Raw genomic sequence first — 22,699 nt, forward strand, 5'->3', positions numbered from 1 at the left:
TAATAATTTCACTTGTGTTTTCAAAAGGATACAAACACAAGATATAGTGCTATCAGCGCGACAGCATTTGTCGCGCTGATAACCCGGCTCAGGGAGCCGGTGATGCAGGGACTGCCGGAGCCTCGGGGGGCAAAGGCACCAGCTTTTTGCCGGACTCCACCCGGCCGCGCACCTGCACTTCCACCCGGCGGTCGGGGCGCAGGCAGTCAATCAACTCACACTTGACCAGCTTGTCGGAACAATCATCCCGGCGGGTCACCGGCTCTGCGGAGCCTTTGCCCTCGGCGCTGATGACCGTTGCCGGCAACCCTTCCTCCACCATCACTTTTTTCACGGCGTCGGCGCGGCGCTTTGACAACTGCAAATTGGCCTGGGGCGAGCCTACCCGGTCGGTATGCCCGACAATGGTGATGCGCAACTCCAGCGGATTCCGGTTTTTGAGGGACGCTGCCAGAATCGTCACCGCGTCACGGCCCTCGGAGGTCAGCTTGTCATCACCAAAGCGGAAGGACGCATCACTGTTCAATACCAGCGGCGTGTAGACGGTCTCCACGCCAAAGCGCTGGGGTGGTGGTGGCGGTGCAGGCAGCGGGATGCTGGCCAGCGCACCCGAGGGAACAACAACCGCGCCGGTAGTGGCGGCCGGCGGCTCGGGCGACATCACCATGTCGATGCCCTTATTGCCCTCTATAGGTTTTTCCTCAACAACTGGCTTGGCATTGAGCGGCTTCTTTTTTGCCTTCTTTTCTTCTTCCAGCGCCAGCTTTTTGCGAATCTGGATGAATTCAGGCTCGCATTCCGCCAGCGCCAGTTCCGGACGCCACTCCACGGTGCGCCAGCATTGATTGTAGCCGTTGCGCACCAGTTCCCCGTCGGGCTCGGTGAGATAGCCAGGGTAGCGGGTAGCGGCGGTTTCCGCATGCAGACTGGCAGGCAGGGCCAGCATCAGCGCCAGCCCGAGGAGGATGTTTTGTTTCATAAAAAGCGCCTTGAAGTCCATGCCGGTTTACCAACGGTACTGCAGATTGAGATGCAGCGCCTGCTCGCTGCTGGCGGCGCTGAGGTGGCCATCCAGACCGCCCCAGACCGACAGTCCGGGCAGCAGGTACACCTCCGCCCCCAAGGCGATATCCACCGCCGTGCCGTTGTCCGGCGTTCCAGCCACCTGAAAGACCGGCTGCGCACCGGCCAGGGTCACCTGCTGGATCAGCTGGTCGTCCCCCAGGTGCTGCTTGACCGCCACCGCCCCTTGCAACTGCATGAAGTAGTTCCCCAGGAACAACCACGGCTTGCTCACTTCAACCCCGATCCCGACCTCCCCGGTGCGGGCGCTGGCGGCCTCCACCTGCAAACCGGACACCGGCGCCTGGCTTTCGGCAAAGGCATCGCGCTTCACCACCTGCAGCGTGGCCTGCACAAACGGGCGTATGCCGAAGTTGCCCTTGTGGAAACCGCGGCCGGCCTCCATCAGGGCCGTAACGGTGGAAACCGGAACGCTGGATACCGGACTTTCCCCGGTCAGCGCCACGGTCCGCCGCATGTCGCTTTCAGAACGGCCCAAGCCCAGCGCCATCTTCCATTGCAAACCGTTGTTGCCGTCAAAGCGGGCATAGGTTCCGGCAAACACCCCGGATTGCGAGCCGGAAGCCGCACGGCCGCTGAAACTGACATCGGCCTCTTCCTGCCCCAGCGCAAAACCCAGCAACAGGTTCTCGGACCAGTAACCGTCCGCACCGATCATCAGGGTCTGGCCATCGGTGGTGCTGGCGGCCGAGCCGATGCTGTCATCCCCCGAGAGGTCCTTGCTCAATTGCAGCGTTTCCAGCCACAGGCCTTCCACCCGTGAAATCGCGGCCGTTGTTTCCGACTCCCCCGGCCCGCGCGAGGTGCTGCCCAGGCGGCTGGCGCGCTGCGACAGGGCGCGGGTAAAGCGCAGGCTGTCGAGCGCAGCCATACCGGCCGGAGCCAGCAGGACATCCCCGTGCAATGTATCGTAGGCGGCCCGGGCCTGCTCGATGTCCAGACCGGCCACGGCATTGGCCAGCGTCGCCGTGTCCGGCATCGCATCAAGGGCCGTGGCGACAGCCTGCTGGTTATCCGTCATGCTGACAGTCACAAAACCCGTGTTGTTGCGTTTCAGCTTCAGGTTCACATGGTCGGGCGAATAACTGACGCTGGCATCCAGGAACACCAGGTCATTTTTCAGTTCGGAAAAGGTGCCGTTGACGGCCGTCGCGGTGAGCAAGGTGTAGGTGCTGGACGGCGCATAATTGCCCGGCAAGGCAATGATGTGCAGCGTGCCGTCCAGATTAGCCGTACCGCCTACCACGATCTTATCGTTCGTAAGGTCAGCCTCAACCTCCATGTCCAGCACCGACTTGGCATCCAGGGTCAGGTCACCGCCCAGCGTCAGCGTGCCGATTGAGTTGCCGGGCGCCAGGGTCCCCTGCTGTGACAGCAGATTGCCGCCCAGTGTTCCTGTCCCTTGCAGGCGGGTACCGGCATTCAGGCGAAGGTTGCCGCCCAGCCGGCTGTCCAGCCTCAGGCTGCCTGCATCCAGCGTGGTCTGCCCGGCAAAGGCGGCGCTGTCAGCCGTCAAACGCAGTTGACCGGCGCCCAGCTTGCGGATATCACCCGCGCCGGTCAGCAGCCCGCTATACGTCAGGTCATCGGAGCGGTTGAGGGTCAGGCGCGCATTGGCATTGACTGTGGCATTGCCCAGCAGCAGGCCGGTCACCCCTCCATTGCCGATTTCCAGATCACCGCCCTGAACTTCCACCGTATTGGCGCCCAGCAAGGACGTCAATGTCAGCTTTCCGGCTCCGTCCTTGAGGAAACGGCCGTTGCCGGCAATCAAGCCAGTGTAATGAATATCAAAGCCCTGCGTGTCCAAGCCTCCGGATGCGCCCAGACGGATATCACGCAGGTCGGAAAAAGCCGCCTCGTAACGCAGGTAGCCGCCGTCCAGAATCAGGTCGCCGCTTCCCAGGCGTGCATTGCTGTCCACAGCCAGCCGGCCATGCTCGACAATCGCGCCGCCGGTCATGGTGTTCTGGCCGCTGAGCACGGTGACACCGCTCCCGCGCTGAACCAGAGTACCTTCGCCACGGAAGTCAGCATCAATATTGACTGCATCGCTGCGGTTAAACACGACACGTGAACCAATGACGGCGGTGACTTCACCGGAAATATCCCCGCTCAGCCCGCCCACACCGATTTCCATTTCGCCGCTATTGAGCCGGGTGCCTCCGGTATGGGACAAACTCCCGGTCACCGACAACTTGCCAGGTCCTGTTTTCTGCACGATGCCATCACCGGAAACCCCGCCATCAAAGACCGCATCATTACTCCGGTCAAAGATCAAGCGGCTGCCGGCCGCCAGATCCACATCACCGCTGAGGCTGCCGGTTGTGCCGCCCAGCCCAATCCGCAACGCGCCGCCTTCCACATGGAATACCCCGGCGAATTCCTGCTCGTTGGTCAGCACCAGTTCACCTTGCGCCAGCTTGTAGACTTGCCCGTCGCCGCTAATAACGCCGTCATACTGCGTAATATCGCTGCGGCCGAACACCAGACGCCCGTTGACGCCCACGGTCACATCGCCGGTCAGCACCCCGGCCAGACCCTGACCGACGCGCAAGGTTCCGGCATCGACCTGCGTGCCGCCGGTATGGCTCATCACGCCCTGCATCACCAGCGTCCCGTCGTCAATCTTGGTCAACCGGCCTGAGCCATTGACATCCCCCTGAAACGCAAAACTATTGCCGTTCTGCACCGCCATGCTGCCGCCGGCGGCGGCAATCTGTACGCTGCGATCAATATGGCCGTCCAGCAGCAGCCCGCCGCCGTCCAGCGTAAAGTCTCCCAGACCCAGGGCCAGCGCATTGCCGGCTCCAACCTGCCCGCCTTCCACCTTCAGGCCGCCCAGAAAGGTGTTGGCCCGGTCCGGCCGCAGCCACAGCAATCCATCACCTTGCTTCAAGACTTGGCCTTCACCACTGATGGTCCCGGCCAACTGCGTCACACCGGCCTTGTCCACCACCAGGGCGGCGTTCTGGCTAAGCGCGATATCACCGGACAACGAGCCCTGCGTACCGCCATTCCCGATCTGGAACGTGCCTTCACGCACCGCTATACCGGACCCCAAGGCCAGATCCCCGGTCAGCAAGAACCGCCCGCTGCCTTCCTTGACCAGCCGGCTGGTGTCACTCTGTCCGGTAATCGCACCGGAGGAGCGGACATCAAAGCTGCCGGTATGAACCACGCCGTCACCATCCACCAGCACAATCGGCCGCAGTTCGTCGGTATCCGTCGCAACTCTCAGGCCGCCGCCGCCCATAAGGTACAAATCTCCGCCGCCTATCGCATCGGGGCGCGCCAGCTCCAGATAACTCTCCGGCCCATAGACCAGCGTGCGGCCGCTATAGGTATTGGCCTGATTGAGCACCAGCGTTCCCGGTCCGTATTTGACCAGACCGCCGTCACCGCTGATGACTCCGTCATAAACCTGGCGTTCCGAGGTGGTCATGATGCCGCCACCGCCCAGCAGGTTGATGTTCAGGTGACTGTCTCCGGCCGACAGCAGCGCCCCCCCGGCCAGGGTAAATTGTCCACGCCCAACGGCGGCATCCTGGCCAATAACCAGCGCCACTCCCGCCCCGACCGTGGTGCCGCCCTGATAGGTGTTCACACCATTCAACACCTGGATGGTGTACATCGACATATTGAGGGGATTGAAATCGGCGGGAAGCCGCTTGCGGTAGAAATTGAGCGCGCCATCTCCGGAGATCAAACCTTCGAACTGGCCGTTCAAAGGCTTGTTTGCGTCATTGAACTCCATGGCGACATTAAGCCGGTGGCCGTTATTCAGCCCCAAACCGCCGCTACCGGTGATGCTGATCACCTCCTGGTCCGTCTGACTCAAGCTGTAGGAGCCGGTTTCCACCCGCAGCGCGCCACGGCCGATGGACCCTGACACCGCCGCTCCCCGGATCAGGGTGTCACCGCTGCCTTCCTGAGGCGCCGCCAGTTCGATAGTGCCGGTTCCGCTGAAAATCAGCGGCGCAAACGCCGTATTGTCGGACCGGTGCCAACCCTCGATCCTGTTATTCAACACCACATGGTTATCGGTATGTATGACACCCTGCTGATGGTCTCCGGGCAAACCTGAAGCGACAAGGCGCATGGCCCTGAGATCAGTCATATCGGCGGACAGATCCAGCGTACCTTCATTCAACCGCAGTTCGGCTCGCCCCAGCCGTGAGTCCCTGTCAATACTGACAACCCCTTGAGTCAGCAGCCAGTCACCATCGAACGCCGTATCGCGGCTCACGACCAGACGACCATCCCCCTGCTTCTCCAGTATGCCCGTACCTGCCACGACCCCCTTCAGGTCGACCTCAATCTCTTCCTGTGACCCGGACGTCACCCGGATTACGCCTCCACCCGAGTTGATGACCAGATTTCGCGCCATCTCCATGGATTTCTGCATACTGAGCACGCCACCGTCGAGCACGACCTGACCGCCGGGGCTGCCCAGATTGGCGTCCTTTTCAATATTCAGGAAGGCGTCCTGAACATAGGTGTCGCCGCTGTAGGAGTTGTCGCCACGCAAGCGCACATCGCCGCCGGTGACCAGCACGTTCCAGCGTTGAAAATCCTCCGCACCGGCCAGACCGCTGCCTACACTGTCCGTGATCGCATCCCGGATTTCGGCAAACCCATTGCTGCGGCCGCGCAGAACCAGATTGCCCGACCCCTGCAGAAACACCCCGGTTCCGGCTGACTGGCCGCCGTCACTGCCGTTAACGGTATTGCCTTCAAGTCTCGTCGCTCCGGTCAGGGACAGCCCTCCGCCGTCGACTACGAACACCGCCCCGCCCAGGCCCGCGCCGCCACCGCCCTGACCGGCTTGCCCCAAGCCGCCGCCCACACCGCCAGCGCCCGCTACAACACCGGCGCCGCCGCCGCCGCCAAAACCGCCGGTTCCTCCCGCCTGAGCCTGGCTGCTGCCACCGCCGCCGCCAAAACCGCCAGCGCCTGCAGTACCGGTCACGCTGCCGCCCCCGCCGCCGCCAAATCCGCCATTACCCGCAGTTCCGGCAACACTGCCGCCCCCGCCGCCGCCAAACCCACCATTTCCTGCAGCATCGGCAATACTGCCGCCCCCGCCGCCAAAAACACCCCCACGACCACCTTGGCCTGCCGTCGCGGACTGGCCATTGAAACCGCCGCCGCCGCCCGATATTTCACCCGCACCTCCGCCGCCGCCAAGCGCACCGCCGTTACCGGCGGCGCCTCCCGGGACGGCCGCACCATTGCCGCCACTGCCGGCTATCCACAACAATCCGTCCTGACCGGCTTGGCCGGACGGTGTTCCCGGACTGCCGCCCTGGGTCTGGCCACCACCACCACCGGCCAACAAGCCGCCACTCCCCCCGTCCCGAAGCCCGCCGCCTCCCCCTCCAGCTGCACCACCACTCCCCCCGTCACCCTGAAAGCCGCCACCGCCGCCGCCCAAGGAGCCACCATCACCACCCAATCCGCCGCCGCCGCCGCCCGTCCCGGCACCTCCAGCGCCACCAACAGCCTCGTTCTCATTAAGGACCACATTATTCAGAATAACGTCGGCGCGGGCATTCACAAATACCGCGCCACCCGCGCCCAAGCCGCCGCCGCCACCATCCCGGCCATCACCACCCTGGGCCGCACCCCGGATAATGGCCAGGTCATTAATCTGCACCAGCACCCTAGGTCCCACAGTATCTGTCCCGGCGCCGATCATGAACACCCGGTCCCCGCCCGAGCCTTCCAGCACATGCCCGGAACCCTTGATGGAAACCGTGTTCAGCACCGGCGGCAACGCGCCGCTCAAGCGGATATCATCCAGGATTTCAATAAAATGCGGCCCGCTGGTGGCGTTGACCTGTTGGATGGCGAGCGTCAGGTCCGCTTCGCTGAGTACACGGAACGTCGACGCCATTGAGGCCGGAGAAACAGATAAAGAAGCTATCGCCACCGCCAAGGACAACGGTGACGGACGAAAGAGACGCCTTGAGAATTCAGACACAGATCAACTTCCCTGATGTTATTGGAATTTATAGAGATACCACCCTGACTGACAATCGGTCGGCGCCGAATTACCCTGGCCGGAAACAAGTTTAGCCATGGAGCAGCCGTCAAGGCATTGTTATTGGATTAATAGGTTTATGCTGCTGGAAGGCTATCACCGGGCCAAAGGCCAGGCAATAGTGGAATGAGGCCGTTCAGACCTGCAAGTCCATGCATTTGTTATGTTTAACGACTTTGTGACAGGCTTCAGGTTATCGACACCAGCAGGGAGGCGACATGCCCGCCAAACCATTCCGCTGTCGCGAGGTCGCCTGAAGGCGGGGTAATGTCAGGGGACGCATTATCGGATTGCGCCATCAGCCCCATGTAACTGCCCATGCGGTTCAGATCCCCGGGCGTGACACCGGTCGGCATCAGGGGCATGCCAGTCCACAGCATGCCGTGCTGCATGGCAAAGAGATGTATCTGCATCAACACCGACAGTTTGTCGCCGCTGAGTCCGCTGGAGTTGGTGAATCCGGCCGCCAGCTTGCCTTTCCAGCCCTGCTGCAACCAGATGCGGGAAGTGTCGTCCATAAACTGCTTGAAGGCGGCGGAGGCGCTGCCCATATAGGTCGGGCAACCGAAAATCAGGGCGTCGGCCTGCTGCAAAGCTTCCCAGTCCACGGCATCCACCGGCATCAATCGGCTCGCGACCCCGTCCACGGACGCCGCACCTCGATGAATGAATTCCGCCAGCCGTGCGGTATGGCCATAAGCACTGTGATACACCACCACCAGGTTCCGCCGCTCTTGCATGTAAAGCTCCGGGGCTAGCCCAGCCAGATGACAGACGCCATGCGCCCGGTCTGGCTGTTCCGCCGGTAAGAATAGAATCGAGCGGCATCGGTGTAGGTGCACAGGCCGCCACCGCTGACCATGCCAACTCCGGCGCGTGTCAGGCGCTGGCGCGCCAGTTCATAAATGTCGGCCAGGTACTTGCCGGGCTGCGCCGTGGCGTCAAAGGCGCTGGCGGCTGACGGGTCAACGGCCAGAAAGGCCTGGCGCACATCCTCACCCACCTCAAAGGCATCAGGGCCAATAGCCGGACCCAGCCAGCACAACACTTCGGCGGGACTTTCGAACTTTGCCAGGGTATTTTCCAGAACACCATGACACAAACCGCGCCAACCGGCATGCGCCACGGCCACCCGGGTTCCCGTCTCATTGCAAAAGAAGACCGGCAAGCAATCCGCCGTCATCACCACGCACGGCAGTCCGCGCTGGGTGGTGGTGACGGCATCGGCTTCAGGCACCAGTTGGGCGCGTTTCTTGGGCTCGCTGAAGGCATCCACAACTTCAGTACCGTGAACCTGCTGCAGCCATTGCGGAGGGCCGCACGGGGCAATATCGTTCAACCGCGTGAAAAGTTGGCGGCGGTTGTCGACCACGGCGGGAGCTTCGTCACCGACATGAAAGGCCAGGTTGAAGCTGTCGTATGGCGCCTGGCTGACACCGCCCTGACGGGTGGTGACCACAGCCCGGACATTGGCAGGCGCAGGCCAGTCCGGAAGGATCAGGGAGTCCTCGGCATGCATGTTGCAACCCTCGGCGGGATTAACGGATTGTGCGGCGAGTGTAACAGAGAGTCACCCGCCGCTTGACGGCATTGTCCTACAACTTTAGTGGCGTATCACGGCCAACCGGCGTCAGGATGCCCCGCACTTCGAAGCCCGCTTTGGCGCGGACTTCACCGCTTTCTGTCCGTAACTCCAGCCGGTACCGGCCGCGCTGCGGAGCCCAGGCGACGGGCTCTCCGGCATCCGCAAGCCGCTTGCCGTTCAGCCACAATTGCAGGTTTTCACCGCCGGTGCGGGCGCGCAGCATCACCTTTTGCACTTGAACGGGCATGTCAGGGTCCAGCGCGATGATGGTGCCGTCGACCGGATAGATAATGCGCGCCACGGTATCGGCCTCGTACTGAACACGGTCCTGCTGCGTGCCGCCGCGGAACCATTCCTGCACCGGCGGCAGCGCCACACCGTCAAAGGACACTGTCTGCTGCACCACGCCGACGGGCGGCGGCGGCGGACCCGCATACTCACCAGCCTGTTCCAGACGGCTTATCACTGCCTGCCACACCGGGGCCGCACCGCTGACCCCGGACACATCGCGCATCGGCCTTCCCTGCATGTTGCCCACCCAAACCGCCACCGTGTAATGCCAGGAAAAGCCGACGCACCAGTTGTCGCGCATGTCCTTGCTGGTGCCGGTCTTGACAGCGGACCAGAACGGCGTTGCCAACGGGTTTTCGTAGCCGAAGGTGAGGCTGCGGGCGTTGCGGTCGCTGAGGATGTTGGAAACAATGAAGCTTGTTTGAGGCGACAGGCGCGGGGCATCCGCAGACGGCGGGAAATGTCCTCCCCCCGCAACCAGACGCGCCGGGGACCACGCGCCGCCGTTGGCAAGCGCGCGGTAGGCATTGGCCAGCTCCCACAGCGTAATGTCCGCGCCGCCTAAGGCCAGCGCAGTGCCATAAAATTCGGCATCCTCCTTTAGACCGAAGCCATAACCACGAAGTTCCTGCCAGAAGGCATCGACGCCGGTCAATTGCAGCGCGCGCACTGCCGGGACATTCAGCGACGAGGCAAGCGCCGTGCGCACCGTCACCGGGCCCTTGAAGTCGTGCTCGTAGTTCTGCGGCACATACAGCCCGCGCTCGGTGGCGATGTTGACCGGGCTGTCGTCCAGCACCGTGGCGGCGGTCAGACGGTTCTGCTCCAGCGCCAGACCGTACAGGAAGGGCTTCAGCGTCGATCCGGCCTGCCGTTGCGCCTGCACGCTGTCCACCCACAGGCTGTCGTCGTCCAGGCCGCTGTTGCCAACATAGGCCAAGACCTCGCCGCTGCGGTTGTCCAGCACCAGCACCGCGCCGCCGTTGGCCTGTTGCGCCTGCAAGGACACCAGCTGCTCGCGCAGCGCTTCTTCGGCGAAGCGTTGCAGGCGGCGGTCCAGCGTCGTGTTCACATCCTGCCCCGCCGTTGTCAGCAAACGTGAGGCCAGGCTGAGCAGCGCGGGATCGTCATCCAACCCGAGACTGCGGTTGCGCAGGCGGCTGTCGGCCAATGCATGCACGGCCGGGCAGTCGGCGTCATAACCGGCGGCGATCAGCACGCAGGCGCGCTTCGCCGCCTGTGCGGGCGTCATGTTCGGGGAAGACAACAGGCTGACCAGCAGGATGCTTTCGGCGCGGTCCAGCCCGGCGGGCCGCTTGCCAAACAGCGCCTGGCTGGCGGCGTCGATGCCTTGCAGGTCGCCGCGCCATTGCGTCAGGTTTAGGTAGGCTTCCAGGATGCGGTCCTTGCCCCAACGGGCGTCCAGCGCCCGGGCGGCGCGCAGTTGCCGCCACTTGCGGTCCAGCGGACGGCCGCCGGTGCGCCACGCCAGCGACGGGTCGAGCAAGGCGGCGGTCTGCATGCTGAGCGTGCTGGCGCCGCGTGTGCGCTGTCCGGTCAGGTACTTCATCGTGGCGCGGGTGAATGCCCCCCAATCGACACCATGATGCTGGTAAAAGTCGCGATCCTCGACGAAAATGAGCGCATCCACCAGCGCCGGCGACACCCGGTCCAGCGGCGTCCAGTCCAGCCGGTGCGCGGTCTTGTCCTGCCGCTGCCGGATCAGCACCTCGCCATGCCGGTCGAGCAAGGCGGCATAGGACGACCGCCAGCCCGACTTGACGGCCTCGAAATCGGGAACCGCCGCTTCCGCCCGCGCCACCGGCCACAACAGCAGCCAAAGCAGGCATAACCAGACCCGGCTTAACCTGGAACCGCCTCGGGTCACGGGGCGACGGTCCAGTTGCTGTTCGGCAGCATGCCGTAGACATCCGGGGCGTACATCGACTCCACCCGCGTCGGCGGCAGGCGGAATTCCCCGGCCTGGTTCAGGCGCACGGTATAGCTGATTTCCCAGTCCGCGTCCTTGCCCAGATACTCGTAGTAGGCGCGGTAGGCATCGGCGGCGAACTCGACGAATTCCGGCCACCAGCCGCTGCTGTCGTTTTCCGAGAGCAAGGCGCTGTCCCGCTTCAGCCCGCGCCCCAGCAGCACCGCGCCAGCCGGGACCGGGTCGTTGACCACCACCCAGCCCATGTCCTGAGCGGCGACAATGCGCAGCTTGATGCGTGCGACATCGCCCATGCTCCACTGCCCCTTCACCTTCTGCGTCACCGGCTCCACGGTCTTGCTGACGGTGTAGCCCTTGAAGTCGGGTCGGGTGACCGGCACCGGCGCGCGCGCCAGCACCCGCAGCCACGGCTTGCCGCCGCCATCGTGTTGCACATTCAGGGTGGAATTCGCCTTCGGCCACGGCAGGCTCAGAGTCGGATCCACCGGGTTCATGCTGACAGCGGGGATCACCGGCTGCGGATCCACCGCCCAATCGTGACGGCGGTTCTCTCCGGCCAGCGTGGCGCGGGTCTGGCCGTTCACCGGCAGCACGCCCTCATTGAAACGCGTCAGCGCCATGCCGCCCCACAGGTTGGCCTGCGTATCCTGCCAGTGACCGTCCTTCTGGTGGCGCAGCAGGCCGCGCACCAGCAAGGGCAAATCCTGCTCCCACGCCTTGTCGCCCAGCACGCTCAGGATCAATCGCGCCTGCAGCTGCTCGTTGCTGTCGAACCACCACCAACGCTCCGCACGGCGCTCGTTGAGCACCAGCACGCTGCTGCCCGCCTGCGTCAGTTGCGCCCGTAGCTGGCGGTCAACTTCCTTCAGACGCGTCTCGCGGTTGGCGAGGCCGGGGACGCTGCGCAGCAGCTCGCGCCAGTCGATCAGGATATGCGTATCCCACATCGCGGGCTGGATGCGGATGTTGTCCAGCATCACTGGTTTGAAGCGGTTGTATTGCGCCAGCAGGCTCATTGCCTGCATCTGCCGCTGGATCAGGTCCTGACGGTTGTCGTAGATCCAGTATTCGTAGGTGGCCTTGGGCAGCTTGCCCTGCACGTAGTTTTCCAGCCCGGTCAGCATTCGCTCACGGCTCTCCGCCGGAATCGTCCAGTTCAGCGCCTTGGCCAGACGCAGCACATGCACGGTCAGGAACGCTGAGCCCTTGCCGCCGGGGAAGAAGGCCGCGAGACCGTCCTGATCCAGATAGGTCGGCAGGTCACCCATGATGTCCGTCCACAGCGCCGGGTTTTGCAGGCCTGCGGCCTTGGTCGTCTTCTGCTCCAGACACAGATAGATATAGTCGCGGAACCATTGCCGCACCGGCTCCAGCGTGCCGGTCAGGGTGGGTTGCAGGTCGAGGTCGATCCTGCCCTCCTCCACGCTGCCCGCGGGCAACGTCAGCGGCAGTGCATAGGGAACGCCCGGCGACAGCTGGGTCAGCGCCCCGGCCAGTGTTTGCAACGGCACGGCGGTCAGCACCTGCTGCGACACCTTCAGCCGGTCGCTGAAATGCGGACTGACCGCGCTGATTTCCCACGTCAGGTTCTCGATACGCTTCGGAACCGTCACTGGCACCATCACCCGCGTCGACTGGCCTCCGGGCAGGTCCAGCACTTTCACAAAGTCTTTCGCCAGCGCCGGGGAACGCACAGTCAGCGTCACCGCTTCCGGCTGGTCGCTGCTGTTGCGCACGGTGAACTCGGCCTGATAGCGGTCCCCCTGCCGCACCACCGTCGGCAGGCCGCTCAGCACCTGCAGATCGCGGGTGCTGCGGATGGTCGCCGAGCCGTTGCCGAACTGGTCGCGGCTGGACGCCACCGCCACGACGCGGAAGGCCGACAGCGAGTCATTCAACGGGAAGCTGAACGTGGCCTTGCCCTCGGCATCCACCGTCGCGGTCGCCTTCCAGTACACCAGGCTGTCCAGCAATTCACGGGTGGAAGCGCCGCGACCGCCGCCGCCGCCCGAGGGCAGCGCCTTCTTGCCGAAATGCCGTTTGCCCACCACCTGCAACTGGTTGGTGGCGGTATTCAGGTCATAGGCGCGGGCGTTGACCAGCGATGGCAGCGGATCCCAGGAGTTATTGTCGGCAAGTTCCAGCAGCGCTTCGTCCACCACCGCCAGGGTCACCTCGGTATTGGCTGGCAAGCGTTCGCGCCCGGTGGCGTTACTCACCTGCACGGTGGCCTGTACCGTTTCGCGGGGATGGTACACGGCCTTGTCGGTCTGCACCTTCACCCCCAGCTTATAGCCTTCCCAACCCACTTTCAGCTGTGCGATGCCCAGCTTGAAGGCTGGCTTGCCCAGATCAACCAGCGCCGTCGGCTGGATGGCATTGTTGCGGCCGCGCACCACCATCACCGAGACGTAGACATTAGGCGCGTAGTCCGGCTTCACCGGCACGCTCACTACCGGGTCCTTGCCGTCCAGAGTGGTCACGAAACTGTCCATGACGCCGTCACGGACCACAGTCACCAGCGCCGTCGCCTCGCGGAACGGCATGCGCACCTGCAGGCGCGCCGTGTCGCCAATGGCGTACTGCTTCTTCTCGGCAATCACGTCGATACGGTCGTCATTGCCTTGGTCGAACCACCAATCATCGGCCCCGGCCACCCACACGGTGCTTTCGGTGGCGGCGCGCCGACCGTCGCTGTCGGTCGTAATCACTTTCAGCTTCAGCTCCCCGGAACGCTTCAGCGGCAGCTTGCACAGCAGGCGGCCCTGGGCGTCAGTGCGGTTGCCGCACGGCACTTTCACCGCCTCTTCACGGCGAGTGGAATCGTAGGCGTAATAGCCGCCCAGCGTGCGCTTGCGGTGGGAGTCCGAATACATCAGCGCGCCCTGGATTTCCACGGGGGCATTCGCCACCGCCTTGCCGTTGCGGTCTACCACGATCGCTTCCACCACCACCGGACCGTCACCGCCCAACCACGATGAAAGCACGCGTAGACCCGGCAGCACGGCGGCTGGCCACAACTGGGTGCTCGCGCCCACGGTCTGGGTTTCGCCGCTGGGGTCGCGGAATTCCATCTCCATGCGCAAACGGCTGACACGGTCCACCTCTGGCAGCGTCGGCGACAGCGCGTTCAGGCCGCCGGCGTCATCCAGCGTCAGTGCGGTTTCGGGCAGGTCCTTGCTGCTCCAGTCATATTCGTCCGTGTTCTTCGGCGGCACCGCCGGCACCGAGTAGAAGCTGAATTCATCGAATCCGCTCACGGACGGATAGGCGTCCGTTTCAAATTTTCCGCGCAGCGTTACCGGCGCATTGCTGTAACCGCCGCCGTTCAGGTATTGCAGTTGTAATTGCAGCGGCAGGTTCGGCGCAGGCAGCACCGGCGCGGCGGGCAGACCCAGATCGGCCTTCAGCACCGGCAGGCGGAAGGCCGATACTTTGAAGCAACCGCCCTGTACGCTGTTGTCGTCCGGCAGTTGCAGGGAAACGCAATACTCACCCAGCTTGGCCGACTTGGGTATGGTCCAGTCGTTGCTGCCGTTGCCGATGGCGGTAAACGCGGCGGGCAGTTCAAAGCGGGTGTCGCTGGCTCGGTGTTCCACGACTACCGCCTTTACCTTCATCGACGCTTCCGGGGCGCTGATACCGCTCAGCTTGTTGCGGCGCAAAAGGTGACGCATATGCACCGTTTCGCCGGCGCGCAACAGCGTGCGGTCGAAGATGGTATGGGCGACATAATCGCCGGTGCGGGTTTCGCCATTACCGTAGCCGCCGCACTCCCATTCGCAAGCGTAATCATTCTCGCCATACAGATTGAAGCGCCAGGACTCGATGCCGCCGTTCCACTCCGACAAGGCAAAGCTGCGATCCGACCCGCTTGCCGCCATGATCACCCACGGTGATCCTTGGCAATTGCTCTTGTTCTCGATTTCGTTATAAGGCCGCTCGGTAAAAACGCCGCGATCGACACGCACCAATCCCTGCTCGTTGGTCAGGCCGCTCCACAGCAGGCGTTCGTCATAGCAGTCCCAGACGCTGACCGCCGCCGCCCCCACCGGCTTGCCCGCCGCCAGATCCGTCACCCACACCTGGCCGTTCACCTTGCCCATCTGTACATGCACGCCGAGGTTGGTGACCAGGCTGAGCGCATGCACATAGGCCGGTTGCGGTTTCTGCGAAATCCACTCACCCAGATAACGGCTTCCCACTTCATGCAGATACAGCCCCTGCGTCACCGGCAGCCCGATCACCTCGAATTCCTTGGCGGACAGACTGCGCGGCAGTTCCTGCGCGGTCACGCCAGGCTGGCGGGCAATCCACGGCTTGTCCAACAGGCCGTCATTACCGGCGCTGTAGCGCTTCAGCGCCTGGATGAAGGCCTGCTCGCTGTTGTCCATCTTCTGCGTATACAGCGTGACGCCGGTCTTGCCGGGCAACGTGCTTTCCAGATTGCGCACCGTCAGCGGCACCGCGCCGACGGCGGTTTCCACCACCCCGAAATCGGCGGCGAACTTGGCCAGCGGCGGCCAAGTGTCGGTGCGAACAGTCAGCGGGAAGCGGGCGGCGTTGGCCAACGGCCGGTTGAAGGGGTCGACCAGCCCGGCAGGTATCGTCAAAGTGAATGCGGCATTGGCCGGGAACGGCCCCTTGAAACGCACCAGGGTGCTGTCGCCTCCATCATATTCCTCCCGTTCCGACATCTCAGGTGACCAGTTGGTGGTTCCGGACTGCAGCCGGATCGCCGCCAGTTTTTCCGCCGGCACCACTTCAGAGAACCGCACCTGCATGTCGGCCAGCGGCACGCAGGGCGCGGTCGGGCTTTGCCGCGAGCAACTGAAGGCGGCGGTGAAAGGCTTGCGGATATAAAATGACAAGGCTTGATCGGAGCCGCGCTTCACCCCGGCCGTAGTCGCCACCTGCTTGCTGAAGACCAGCCGCAAGCCTTCGCCGCCGGTCAGGCGACGGCCGCAACTAACGGCCCGCCACTCCTTTACCGCTGCGCGACGGACCACCTTGGTGCTTTGATCCCACCAGTCGTGGCCGGTCTCGCGACGCCACCATTCGCGTACTTCCGGAATTTGCTGCTGCACGAAAGCCGTCGTCTCCGCCACGGTCAGGAATCGGGCGGGCAGCCTTTCCGGCAGGTTGCTGGTCAGGCACCAGACATTGCCCGGCAAGGATTTGACAGCGGTGGTCTTGTCCAGCTTCAGCAGGAATATCTGGTCTTCGATCACGGAGTTGTTGTGCTGAGGCCAGGAATCCACGATCCGCACACCGCGCTCGGCGGTGGTGTCATAACCCACCGTCGCAAAGAGACGGTTGAAGTGATACAAGGGGTACGCATTGAGCGGCTTGCCCTGTACGCTCTTGAGATTGGGCGCCAGCCGGAATTCGCAGCGCAACGCCGGCAGGTTGTCGTTGAATTGATAAATCCAGGTGCGCGTATCCAGCCAGCGACCTCGTCCGTAGTCCTTGCAGTTATTGCTGACGATGAACGGGTTACGGACAGCAGGGTCGCCGACCCGCACCATATCTTCCGAAAAGCGCGCCCGGGCCTGATTGACAACCCCCACATCGCCTTGCGGGGAAAAGGACTGCAAGGTCACCGTCTGCCCGACGGCGCGATACGCCGCCCCCTTGGCTTGTGAAACAAGCTCCTTGACAGTCACGGCATGGGTCAGGGAAGAAAGCAGGACAAGGCTCAGGCAGAACCACCTGACAGCAGAGGGTTGCATATCGCCTCCATGGCGAAGAATACTTGCGGTGGATTGTAAATCTTTTGGACGCAACCCGACGTTCCGCTTTTCCCTATTTTTACCGGAGGCCTCCATGGCGCTCATCACCTTCCACCCCAGCCTCGACACCCTGCTCACCGAATGGCGCGACGCCCTCAACCAGGACTTTACCGCCTACCACAACCACTGCTACCGCGTGCTGAATTACTTCGCCGCACTCAGCAACCGGGATGATGCCGAGTCCCTGGACATGGCCGCGATTGCCGTGGTCTTCCATGACATAGGCATCTGGAGCCACAACACCTTCGACTATCTGGAACCCTCCAGCCGTCTGGCCACAGCCTGGTTACTGGATCACGGGCTGGAAGACCGGATTCCCGAAGTCAACGCCATGATCCTCAATCATCACAAGGTCACCGCCTGCCCCGACGACCCCATGGCCGAAGCCTTCCGCCGCGCAGACTGGACAGACGTCACCCAAGGCCTCCGCCGTTTCGGGCTGCCGCTGAAATTCGTGCTGGAAGTGATGCGCACCTTCCCCAATGCCGGATTCCACCTGTTCCTGGTGAAGCAATCGGCGAAACAGCTGCGCGCACATCCGCTGCATCCGCTGCCTATGTTTCGCTGGTGAAGCCGGCCGTTCTTGGCGATAATCCGCCCCCAAGACTGAACACGCGCCCGGAGCCGACATGACCACCCTCACCCTGAGCCGCTACCTGCAACAGAAGCTGGACCTGCCCGGCGTCACCCCCGAACTCTGCGAGCTGATCCGCCAGACCTGCGATGCCTGCCACCGCATCAGCGACGCCATCGGCAAAGGCGCGCTGGCAGGTGTGCTGGGTCAGGCCGGTTCCGAAAACATCCAGGGCGAAGAACAGAAGAAACTGGACATCATCACCAACGACCTGATGATTGCGGCAACGCTGGGCGGCGGCTGTGTCGCCGGGCTGGCCTCCGAGGAAATGGACGAAATCCTGCCGGTGCCGGATGGCATGAAGGAAGGCCGCTACCTGCTGCTGTTCGACCCGCTGGACGGCTCTTCCAACATTGATGTCAACATCTCGGTTGGCACCATTTTTTCCATCCTGGAGCGTCCGGAAGGCAACAGCCCGGTGACGGAACAGGACTTCCTGCAACCGGGCAACAAGCAGGTGGCGGCGGGCTACATCGTTTACGGTCCCTCCACGCTGCTGGTGCTGACGCTGGGCCACGGCTCCGACGGTTTCACCCTTGACCGCGAACAGGGCGTGTTCTACCTGACCGCGCCGGACCTGCAAGTGCCGAAGGACACCAAGGAGTTCGCCATCAACATGTCGAACATGCGCCATTGGGAACTGAACATGCAGCGTTATGTGCGTGAACTGCTGGAAGGCATTACCGGTGTGCGCGAAAAGGACTTCAACATGCGCTGGGTGGCCTCGATGGTGGCTGACGTACACCGCATCATGACGCGCGGCGGCATCTTTATGTACCCCTACGACGTCAAGGACCCCGGCAAGCCGGGCAAGCTGCGCCTGATGTATGAAGCCAACCCGATGAGCTTCATCATCGAACAGGCCGGCGGCGCTTCCACCACCGGCCGCTTGCGGATTCTGGATGTGGAACCGACCAGCCTGCACCAGCGGGTGCCGGTGGTGCTGGGCTCGGCCAATGAAGTGGAACGGGTGACGGGGTATCATCTGGAGGATTGAACCGCTCTAACACAGGCAGACTCCCTCCCTGAACCGGATTCACGACTGACAGACAGCCGTGGATCCGGTCGCCCGTTGTTACAACTCCTTCAGGCTGCGCTGCGCTCCTTTGGGCAACTCAGCCAGCGCCGTCAACGAGGCTCCGAAAGGAATACTCAGCTTGGCCTTGGTGTTCACGGCCCAGCCGTTGGCGTCCAGAATCGGGGCCAGATTGCGCTGGCGCAGCTTGAACCAGGCAATCACCATCGACGGACCGGAAATCAGCAGCAACAAGCCGGCTACCGCAATCGGCATCTGCCACCAGACCAAACTCAGGAAACTGGCAATGAAGGTCGCCAAGGCCGTACCAATGGCCCCCAGCGCCAGTCCGACCATCGCAAACACACCGGCAAAACGGGCGACATCAAACGGCGCCGGCGGGGTCTTCGGTGCATCTTTCGGAGCCGCCGCCGCTTCTTCAAGCTTGCCTTTACCGGCCGTAATGTGCTCGCCGGCCTTGCTTTCAATGGCTTTGTCCTTGTCGGCCGCCATTTTTTGCAGCTGCTCTGACACCATGCGGCCAACCTTGCGATACGGACTCCAGAAGGCCTCGCGCACGGAAATGGCGTTCTCCACCAGCTTCACGACGGTCGCATCCCAGTCATTACCGGCGCGGTCATAGAAAATCCCGTTCCGTCCCACCATCATGTGGCCGGATTCTCCGGCAGTCACCGCCGCGACAATGGTCATTTTTTCCGGACTGCCCCGCCGTGTGCAATCCGCATAAACCAGATAGGTGCCGCTCTGGCCCGCCATTGCGGCATGACGCCCCATATCCTGAACCTTGACGCAGAGGTCACAGCTGCGACCGTCAATGTAAAGCCTTCCGGCCTGGAAGACCGCTTTTGCCCGATGCGAATAAAAATCCGTCATCGACACAAAGTTGTTCAACACCACGCGCAGGTAACGCTGGTATCGCAGCAGCTTGTCCAGATCGACCAAGCTGTCGGCGGCTTCAGCCACGCCCAGGTCGGTCTTCACCAGATCCAGCAGTTCATTTTGCAGGCCCGCATCATCCAGTTCGGCAATACGGTCATCAGCCAGCGCAATCTGCGTCACCGACGGCTTTGCGGCCAGCCACTCCCGGTAAGGCTGGAACCGGGTTTTGATGTCCTGCCACAGGGTCGGATCCAGCCATTGGGCATCCAGCCCCAGCAGCGGGTCCGCCACCAGCGCCTTGAAGGCGGCCAAGCGGTCCTGCCAGGCCGGGTTAATCCCGGAAACCATCGACAGGGACTGGTTGGCAGCCACCTGCATCAACGGCAAGGCCGCCATTTCCGGACTGGACAGGGACAACTGCTGCCCGCCCAAGCGGGTGAAGTCATCTTCAGAGCCGTTCATGGCGCTTAAAGCGCGACTATCAAAAGCAGACAGGCGGGCTCGGGAAAAATAATCATCAATCTTAGCTTCCACGGCGGCCAGAGCATCAAACGCGGCCGGAGTCGCCTCACCCAGCGGCTCGTTAACGCGGGAATTCCGCCAGCCGGTCACAATGGCGAGGTCAGCGTAAAACTGGCGGATATGGTGTTCGGAAACACCGGCTTCGCCGCTGCGGTCAGGCCCGGAGCCCGTGCAGCTGATAATGTCGAGGATGGCATCCGCTTGCGCCTGCGTGGCCGCCATGGTCGCCGGAACCAGCCCGTCGCCGTTGGGTATGGCGGGCGGAAACACTGTCGACAGGTCATCCGTATCCGCAATGGTCAGGCTGGTTTCCTGCGGCTTGCCCAGACGGGTCAGCAACTCACCCGCACCGGCCACCAGCTTGCGGCCGGCATCGGTCGAAGCATTGATGGCCAGCAATGGCAGCGCCTCCCCGGACAACAGCACAGAGGGGTCCTTCAGGTGATCCAGCGCCCAGCGCACGGCGGCCAACACCTCCGGCACGCGGATGCGGCCGTCCTTGTCGGTATCAATGTAGTCGAGAGTGCGGCTGTCCAGCTCCAGCCCGCGCGTCGGGCATGCCAGCGCTGCCCACAGCTTTTGGTCCAGTTCAGGCAGGTTTTCCAGATCCTCGACCCGGTTCAACAGCACCTGATCGAAATCGCCATACCTCATGAAACGCCAGTTATGAGCCATAATCACTCCATTACCCTTGAAAAAATAAGAAAACCGGGGCCTTGCAGCAGTCCGGCGACGAAGCGGAAGCCATATTGCCATCCAATAAATGCATTAACGCAAAAAATCCGTTAACAAGCCGTCAACCGGAGCCCGCACATCGTCCCGCTCATTGGCCAATTGGTGCGAAGCTTCCGCCAGCTTCAGGCTGACCCGTACATCAAAGCGGCGGCGCAGGAAGCGGATGTTATAGGGTCCGTTGACAGTTGTGTCACGCTCACCCTGCACCACCCAGACCGGAAAACCGGACGGCGGATAACGATGGACACGCGTCACCCAATGCTTCATCGCCGTCACCCAGTCCAGTGGAATCCAGCGGGCCTGCAACGGGTCTTCCCGACGGATGAAATTCAGGAAGGCATCATCACTGCTGTTGCGGCGGAAACTGCGCGGCATCACGCTGCGCAAGGAACCGTACAACCAGAAAGCGCTGCGGATCTGCCACCACTGCAAGCGTGTGGGCAACACCAGTGGCGCCAGCAGCAGCAGCCGGTCAAAGACGGGCTTGCGGCCCGACTGAACATCGGCCAGCACCTGCTCCATCAGGATCGCACCGCCGGTGCTTTGCCCCAACCCCAACCACGGCGCAGGCAAGCTCTGGCTCTGCGCCTGAACCGCCCGCAATACCTGCTGGTATTCCTCAAAATCACGGATGCTGACCCGGGCGCCGGATGACAGGCCGTGGCCGGGCAGGTCGTGCATCACAACCGCATAACCCGCCCGCAAAATCTGCGGCAACAACTTGGGGTAGAGACCGCTGTGCTCCAGATAGCCATGGACAATAAAGAGCGTGCCGCGACAGTTCCGGGGAATGAATACCTGCATCAGCACCCGGTATCCGGCCGCTTCGATCCACCCACCGGCGTGGCGCAGGCCCGGAAACCGGCGCTCCTGATCCAGGGCGTAATACCGGCTGTACCCGTCCAGGGGGCCGGAAGCGGGCCAGACGGAATCCATCCGGAAATCCGGGATCGCGGCAATGACGGCTTCCGGCTGGAACATGGGGCGACCTCGACAGGCATCTCCGGAAATCCAGAGGGAAGGCAGGTGGGTTTTTTGGCGCATCAAGTCAAGTCAGTACGCCAGCCGGTGCTATTCTGAAATCAGTACGAACGTACCCGATTTCGGCGACACTGGAGCGTCCGGTTTCCGCAAGTATAGTCACACAGGTGAAGTTATGATTGGAATCCCCTTGGGTCTTCTCGCCTCCAACGCCACAGAATGGTATCTCCATAAGTATGCCCTGCACGGCATTCCGCAACCGGAAGGCGGCCGCAAGTCCATATCCGAAGCGTTCATGAAGCGGCACTGGGGACACCACCGCCGTGTGCGCCTGCAAAAATACCGCGATGACGACCTCTACGCGGACTTTGACAACAGCCCCGACGCCAAGGCCGAAGTGGCTGCACTGCTAAAGCTTTGCGCCGCAACAGGCGTGGTGTTCCCGGTCGCTCCCTTCTTTACACTGACCACTTGGTATTGCGCCTGGAACTACTGGCATGTGCACAGCCAGTCCCATCTGGACACCGAATGGGGCAAGAAGAAAATCCCCTGGCACTATGACCATCACATGAACACCAATCAGGATGCCAACTGGTGTGTGACCAAGCCTTGGTTTGACTACATCATGGGCACCCGGGTCATTTCATCGGAAGACCTGCAGGAGTCCAATCCGCTGGGTATCGCCTTGCCCCGGTTCATTGAGGACAGGCTCAACACCCTGGCCCGCAAGTATGCACCCCGCGCCTTCGAGAAGCTGGACGCCAACCTCGCCGAAGAAGCCCGTAAACGCGCCGTTGGTCTTGAAGAAGCGATGCCGGACTTTGTCCGCGAAGTCGCCTAGTCCTTGAAGACAATGCGGTCCCGGTTCTTTTCCAGAATACCGGGGCCGATACCTTTGACTTCATCCAGTTGTTGCAACGACGAAAACTTCCCTTTGGCCTGACGCATGGCCACTATGGCCTCCGCCTTACGAAGCCCAACCCCCTTCAGTTTATCAGCCAAGGTCGCCGCATCCGCCGTATTGATATTGACCCGGGCGTCGCCGGCAACTGCCGCAACCGTGCAAACCGGCTCTCCGGCCAGCGCAAAATCCCCGAAGCAAACGATAAAAATGACAATAACGCACATTCTGGACATCTGGCTCTCCATGCCGTTGGCTCTTTC

Annotated in this window: 13 protein-coding genes; 4 read left to right on the plus strand and 9 right to left on the minus strand. The window is 62.6% G+C overall.

What is annotated here, in order from left to right; translation table 11 throughout:
* Positions 1-88 precede the first annotated feature (88 nt).
* Both Q7T36_RS13205 and Q7T36_RS13210 read right to left on the minus strand, forming a co-directional pair.
* Positions 89-979: an OmpA family protein gene (locus tag Q7T36_RS13205; protein ID WP_304849300.1), complete on the minus strand. Its 891-nt coding sequence runs from the start codon at positions 977-979 to the stop codon at positions 89-91.
* Between the two features lie 27 nt (positions 980-1,006).
* Positions 1,007-5,920, minus strand: coding sequence for an autotransporter-associated beta strand repeat-containing protein (locus tag Q7T36_RS13210; protein ID WP_304849303.1), 4,914 nt, complete (start codon positions 5,918-5,920; stop codon positions 1,007-1,009).
* Here Q7T36_RS13210 and Q7T36_RS13215 point away from each other — a divergent pair.
* The gene (locus Q7T36_RS13215; protein WP_304849306.1) at positions 5,912-6,985 is read left to right on the plus strand and encodes a hypothetical protein; all 1,074 of its coding nucleotides are present in this window, start codon (positions 5,912-5,914) and stop codon (positions 6,983-6,985) included. The two genes, Q7T36_RS13210 and Q7T36_RS13215, sit on opposite strands and share 9 nt — an antisense overlap.
* Positions 6,986-7,317: 332 nt before the next feature.
* On the opposite strand, the gene Q7T36_RS13220 is transcribed toward Q7T36_RS13215, so the two are convergent.
* From Q7T36_RS13220 to Q7T36_RS13235, 4 genes are all read right to left on the minus strand, one after another.
* Positions 7,318-7,869, minus strand: coding sequence for a flavodoxin family protein (locus Q7T36_RS13220; protein ID WP_304849309.1), 552 nt, complete (start codon positions 7,867-7,869; stop codon positions 7,318-7,320).
* A 14-nt stretch (positions 7,870-7,883) separates the two neighbouring features.
* The gene (gene pgeF / locus Q7T36_RS13225) at positions 7,884-8,648 is read right to left on the minus strand and encodes a peptidoglycan editing factor PgeF (protein WP_304849312.1); all 765 of its coding nucleotides are present in this window, start codon (positions 8,646-8,648) and stop codon (positions 7,884-7,886) included.
* Between the two features lie 76 nt (positions 8,649-8,724).
* The gene (pbpC, locus tag Q7T36_RS13230; RefSeq protein ID WP_304849315.1) at positions 8,725-10,893 is read right to left on the minus strand and encodes a penicillin-binding protein 1C; all 2,169 of its coding nucleotides are present in this window, start codon (positions 10,891-10,893) and stop codon (positions 8,725-8,727) included.
* Positions 10,890-16,688, minus strand: a complete 5,799-nt coding sequence (locus tag Q7T36_RS13235) for an alpha-2-macroglobulin (protein ID WP_304849318.1) — start codon at positions 16,686-16,688, stop codon at positions 10,890-10,892. Before Q7T36_RS13235 ends, pbpC begins: the two co-directional genes overlap by 4 nt.
* A 94-nt stretch (positions 16,689-16,782) precedes the next feature.
* Between Q7T36_RS13235 and Q7T36_RS13240 the strand changes: the two genes are divergently transcribed.
* Positions 16,783-17,319 (plus strand): phosphohydrolase, encoded by a 537-nt coding sequence (locus Q7T36_RS13240; RefSeq protein WP_304849321.1) that lies wholly within the window; start codon positions 16,783-16,785, stop codon positions 17,317-17,319.
* Positions 17,320-17,377: 58 nt separating this feature from the next.
* Positions 17,378-18,379 carry a class 1 fructose-bisphosphatase gene (locus Q7T36_RS13245; RefSeq protein ID WP_304849324.1) on the plus strand — a complete coding sequence of 334 codons (1,002 nt, stop codon included), beginning with the start codon at positions 17,378-17,380 and terminating at the stop codon, positions 18,377-18,379.
* 78 nt (positions 18,380-18,457) lie between these two features.
* On the opposite strand, the gene Q7T36_RS13250 is transcribed toward Q7T36_RS13245, so the two are convergent.
* Together Q7T36_RS13250 and Q7T36_RS13255 are read right to left on the minus strand one after the other, a co-directional pair.
* A complete protein-coding gene (locus Q7T36_RS13250; RefSeq protein ID WP_304849327.1) occupies positions 18,458-20,494 on the minus strand; it encodes a hypothetical protein in 2,037 nt (678 codons plus the stop codon).
* 93 nt (positions 20,495-20,587) lie between these two features.
* On the minus strand, positions 20,588-21,598 hold the full coding sequence (locus tag Q7T36_RS13255; protein ID WP_304849329.1) for an alpha/beta hydrolase: 1,011 nt from the start codon (positions 21,596-21,598) through the stop codon (positions 20,588-20,590).
* Between the two features lie 112 nt (positions 21,599-21,710).
* Here Q7T36_RS13255 and Q7T36_RS13260 point away from each other — a divergent pair, with 112 nt between their 5' ends.
* A complete protein-coding gene (locus tag Q7T36_RS13260) occupies positions 21,711-22,376 on the plus strand; it encodes a sterol desaturase family protein (protein ID WP_304849332.1) in 666 nt (221 codons plus the stop codon).
* Here Q7T36_RS13260 and Q7T36_RS13265 read toward each other — a convergent pair.
* Complete coding sequence (locus Q7T36_RS13265) at positions 22,373-22,672, minus strand: ComEA family DNA-binding protein (RefSeq protein ID WP_304849335.1); 300 nt, start codon at positions 22,670-22,672, stop codon at positions 22,373-22,375. The two genes, Q7T36_RS13260 and Q7T36_RS13265, sit on opposite strands and share 4 nt — an antisense overlap.
* Positions 22,673-22,699: the final 27 nt, after the last annotated feature.

Origin of the sequence: Fluviicoccus sp. (assembly GCF_030646115.1) — a bacterium.
Lineage (GTDB): Bacteria > Pseudomonadota > Gammaproteobacteria > Pseudomonadales > Moraxellaceae > Fluviicoccus.

Excerpts from the sequence above, each read along its gene's own strand:
- Q7T36_RS13205 (WP_304849300.1), bottom strand. The coding sequence starts at position 979 with ATGAAACAAAACATCCTCCTCGGGCTGGCGCTGATGCTGGCCCTGCCT.
- Q7T36_RS13220 (WP_304849309.1), bottom strand. The coding sequence starts at position 7,869 with ATGCAAGAGCGGCGGAACCTGGTGGTGGTGTATCACAGTGCTTATGGC.
- pgeF (WP_304849312.1), bottom strand. The coding sequence starts at position 8,648 with ATGCATGCCGAGGACTCCCTGATCCTTCCGGACTGGCCTGCGCCTGCC.
- Q7T36_RS13235 (WP_304849318.1), bottom strand. The coding sequence starts at position 16,688 with ATGCAACCCTCTGCTGTCAGGTGGTTCTGCCTGAGCCTTGTCCTGCTT.
- Q7T36_RS13240 (WP_304849321.1), top strand. The coding sequence starts at position 16,783 with ATGGCGCTCATCACCTTCCACCCCAGCCTCGACACCCTGCTCACCGAA.
- Q7T36_RS13245 (WP_304849324.1), top strand. The coding sequence starts at position 17,378 with ATGACCACCCTCACCCTGAGCCGCTACCTGCAACAGAAGCTGGACCTG.
- Q7T36_RS13250 (WP_304849327.1), bottom strand. The coding sequence starts at position 20,494 with ATGGCTCATAACTGGCGTTTCATGAGGTATGGCGATTTCGATCAGGTG.
- Q7T36_RS13255 (WP_304849329.1), bottom strand. The coding sequence starts at position 21,598 with ATGCGCCAAAAAACCCACCTGCCTTCCCTCTGGATTTCCGGAGATGCC.
- Q7T36_RS13260 (WP_304849332.1), top strand. The coding sequence starts at position 21,711 with ATGATTGGAATCCCCTTGGGTCTTCTCGCCTCCAACGCCACAGAATGG.
- Q7T36_RS13265 (WP_304849335.1), bottom strand. The coding sequence starts at position 22,672 with ATGTCCAGAATGTGCGTTATTGTCATTTTTATCGTTTGCTTCGGGGAT.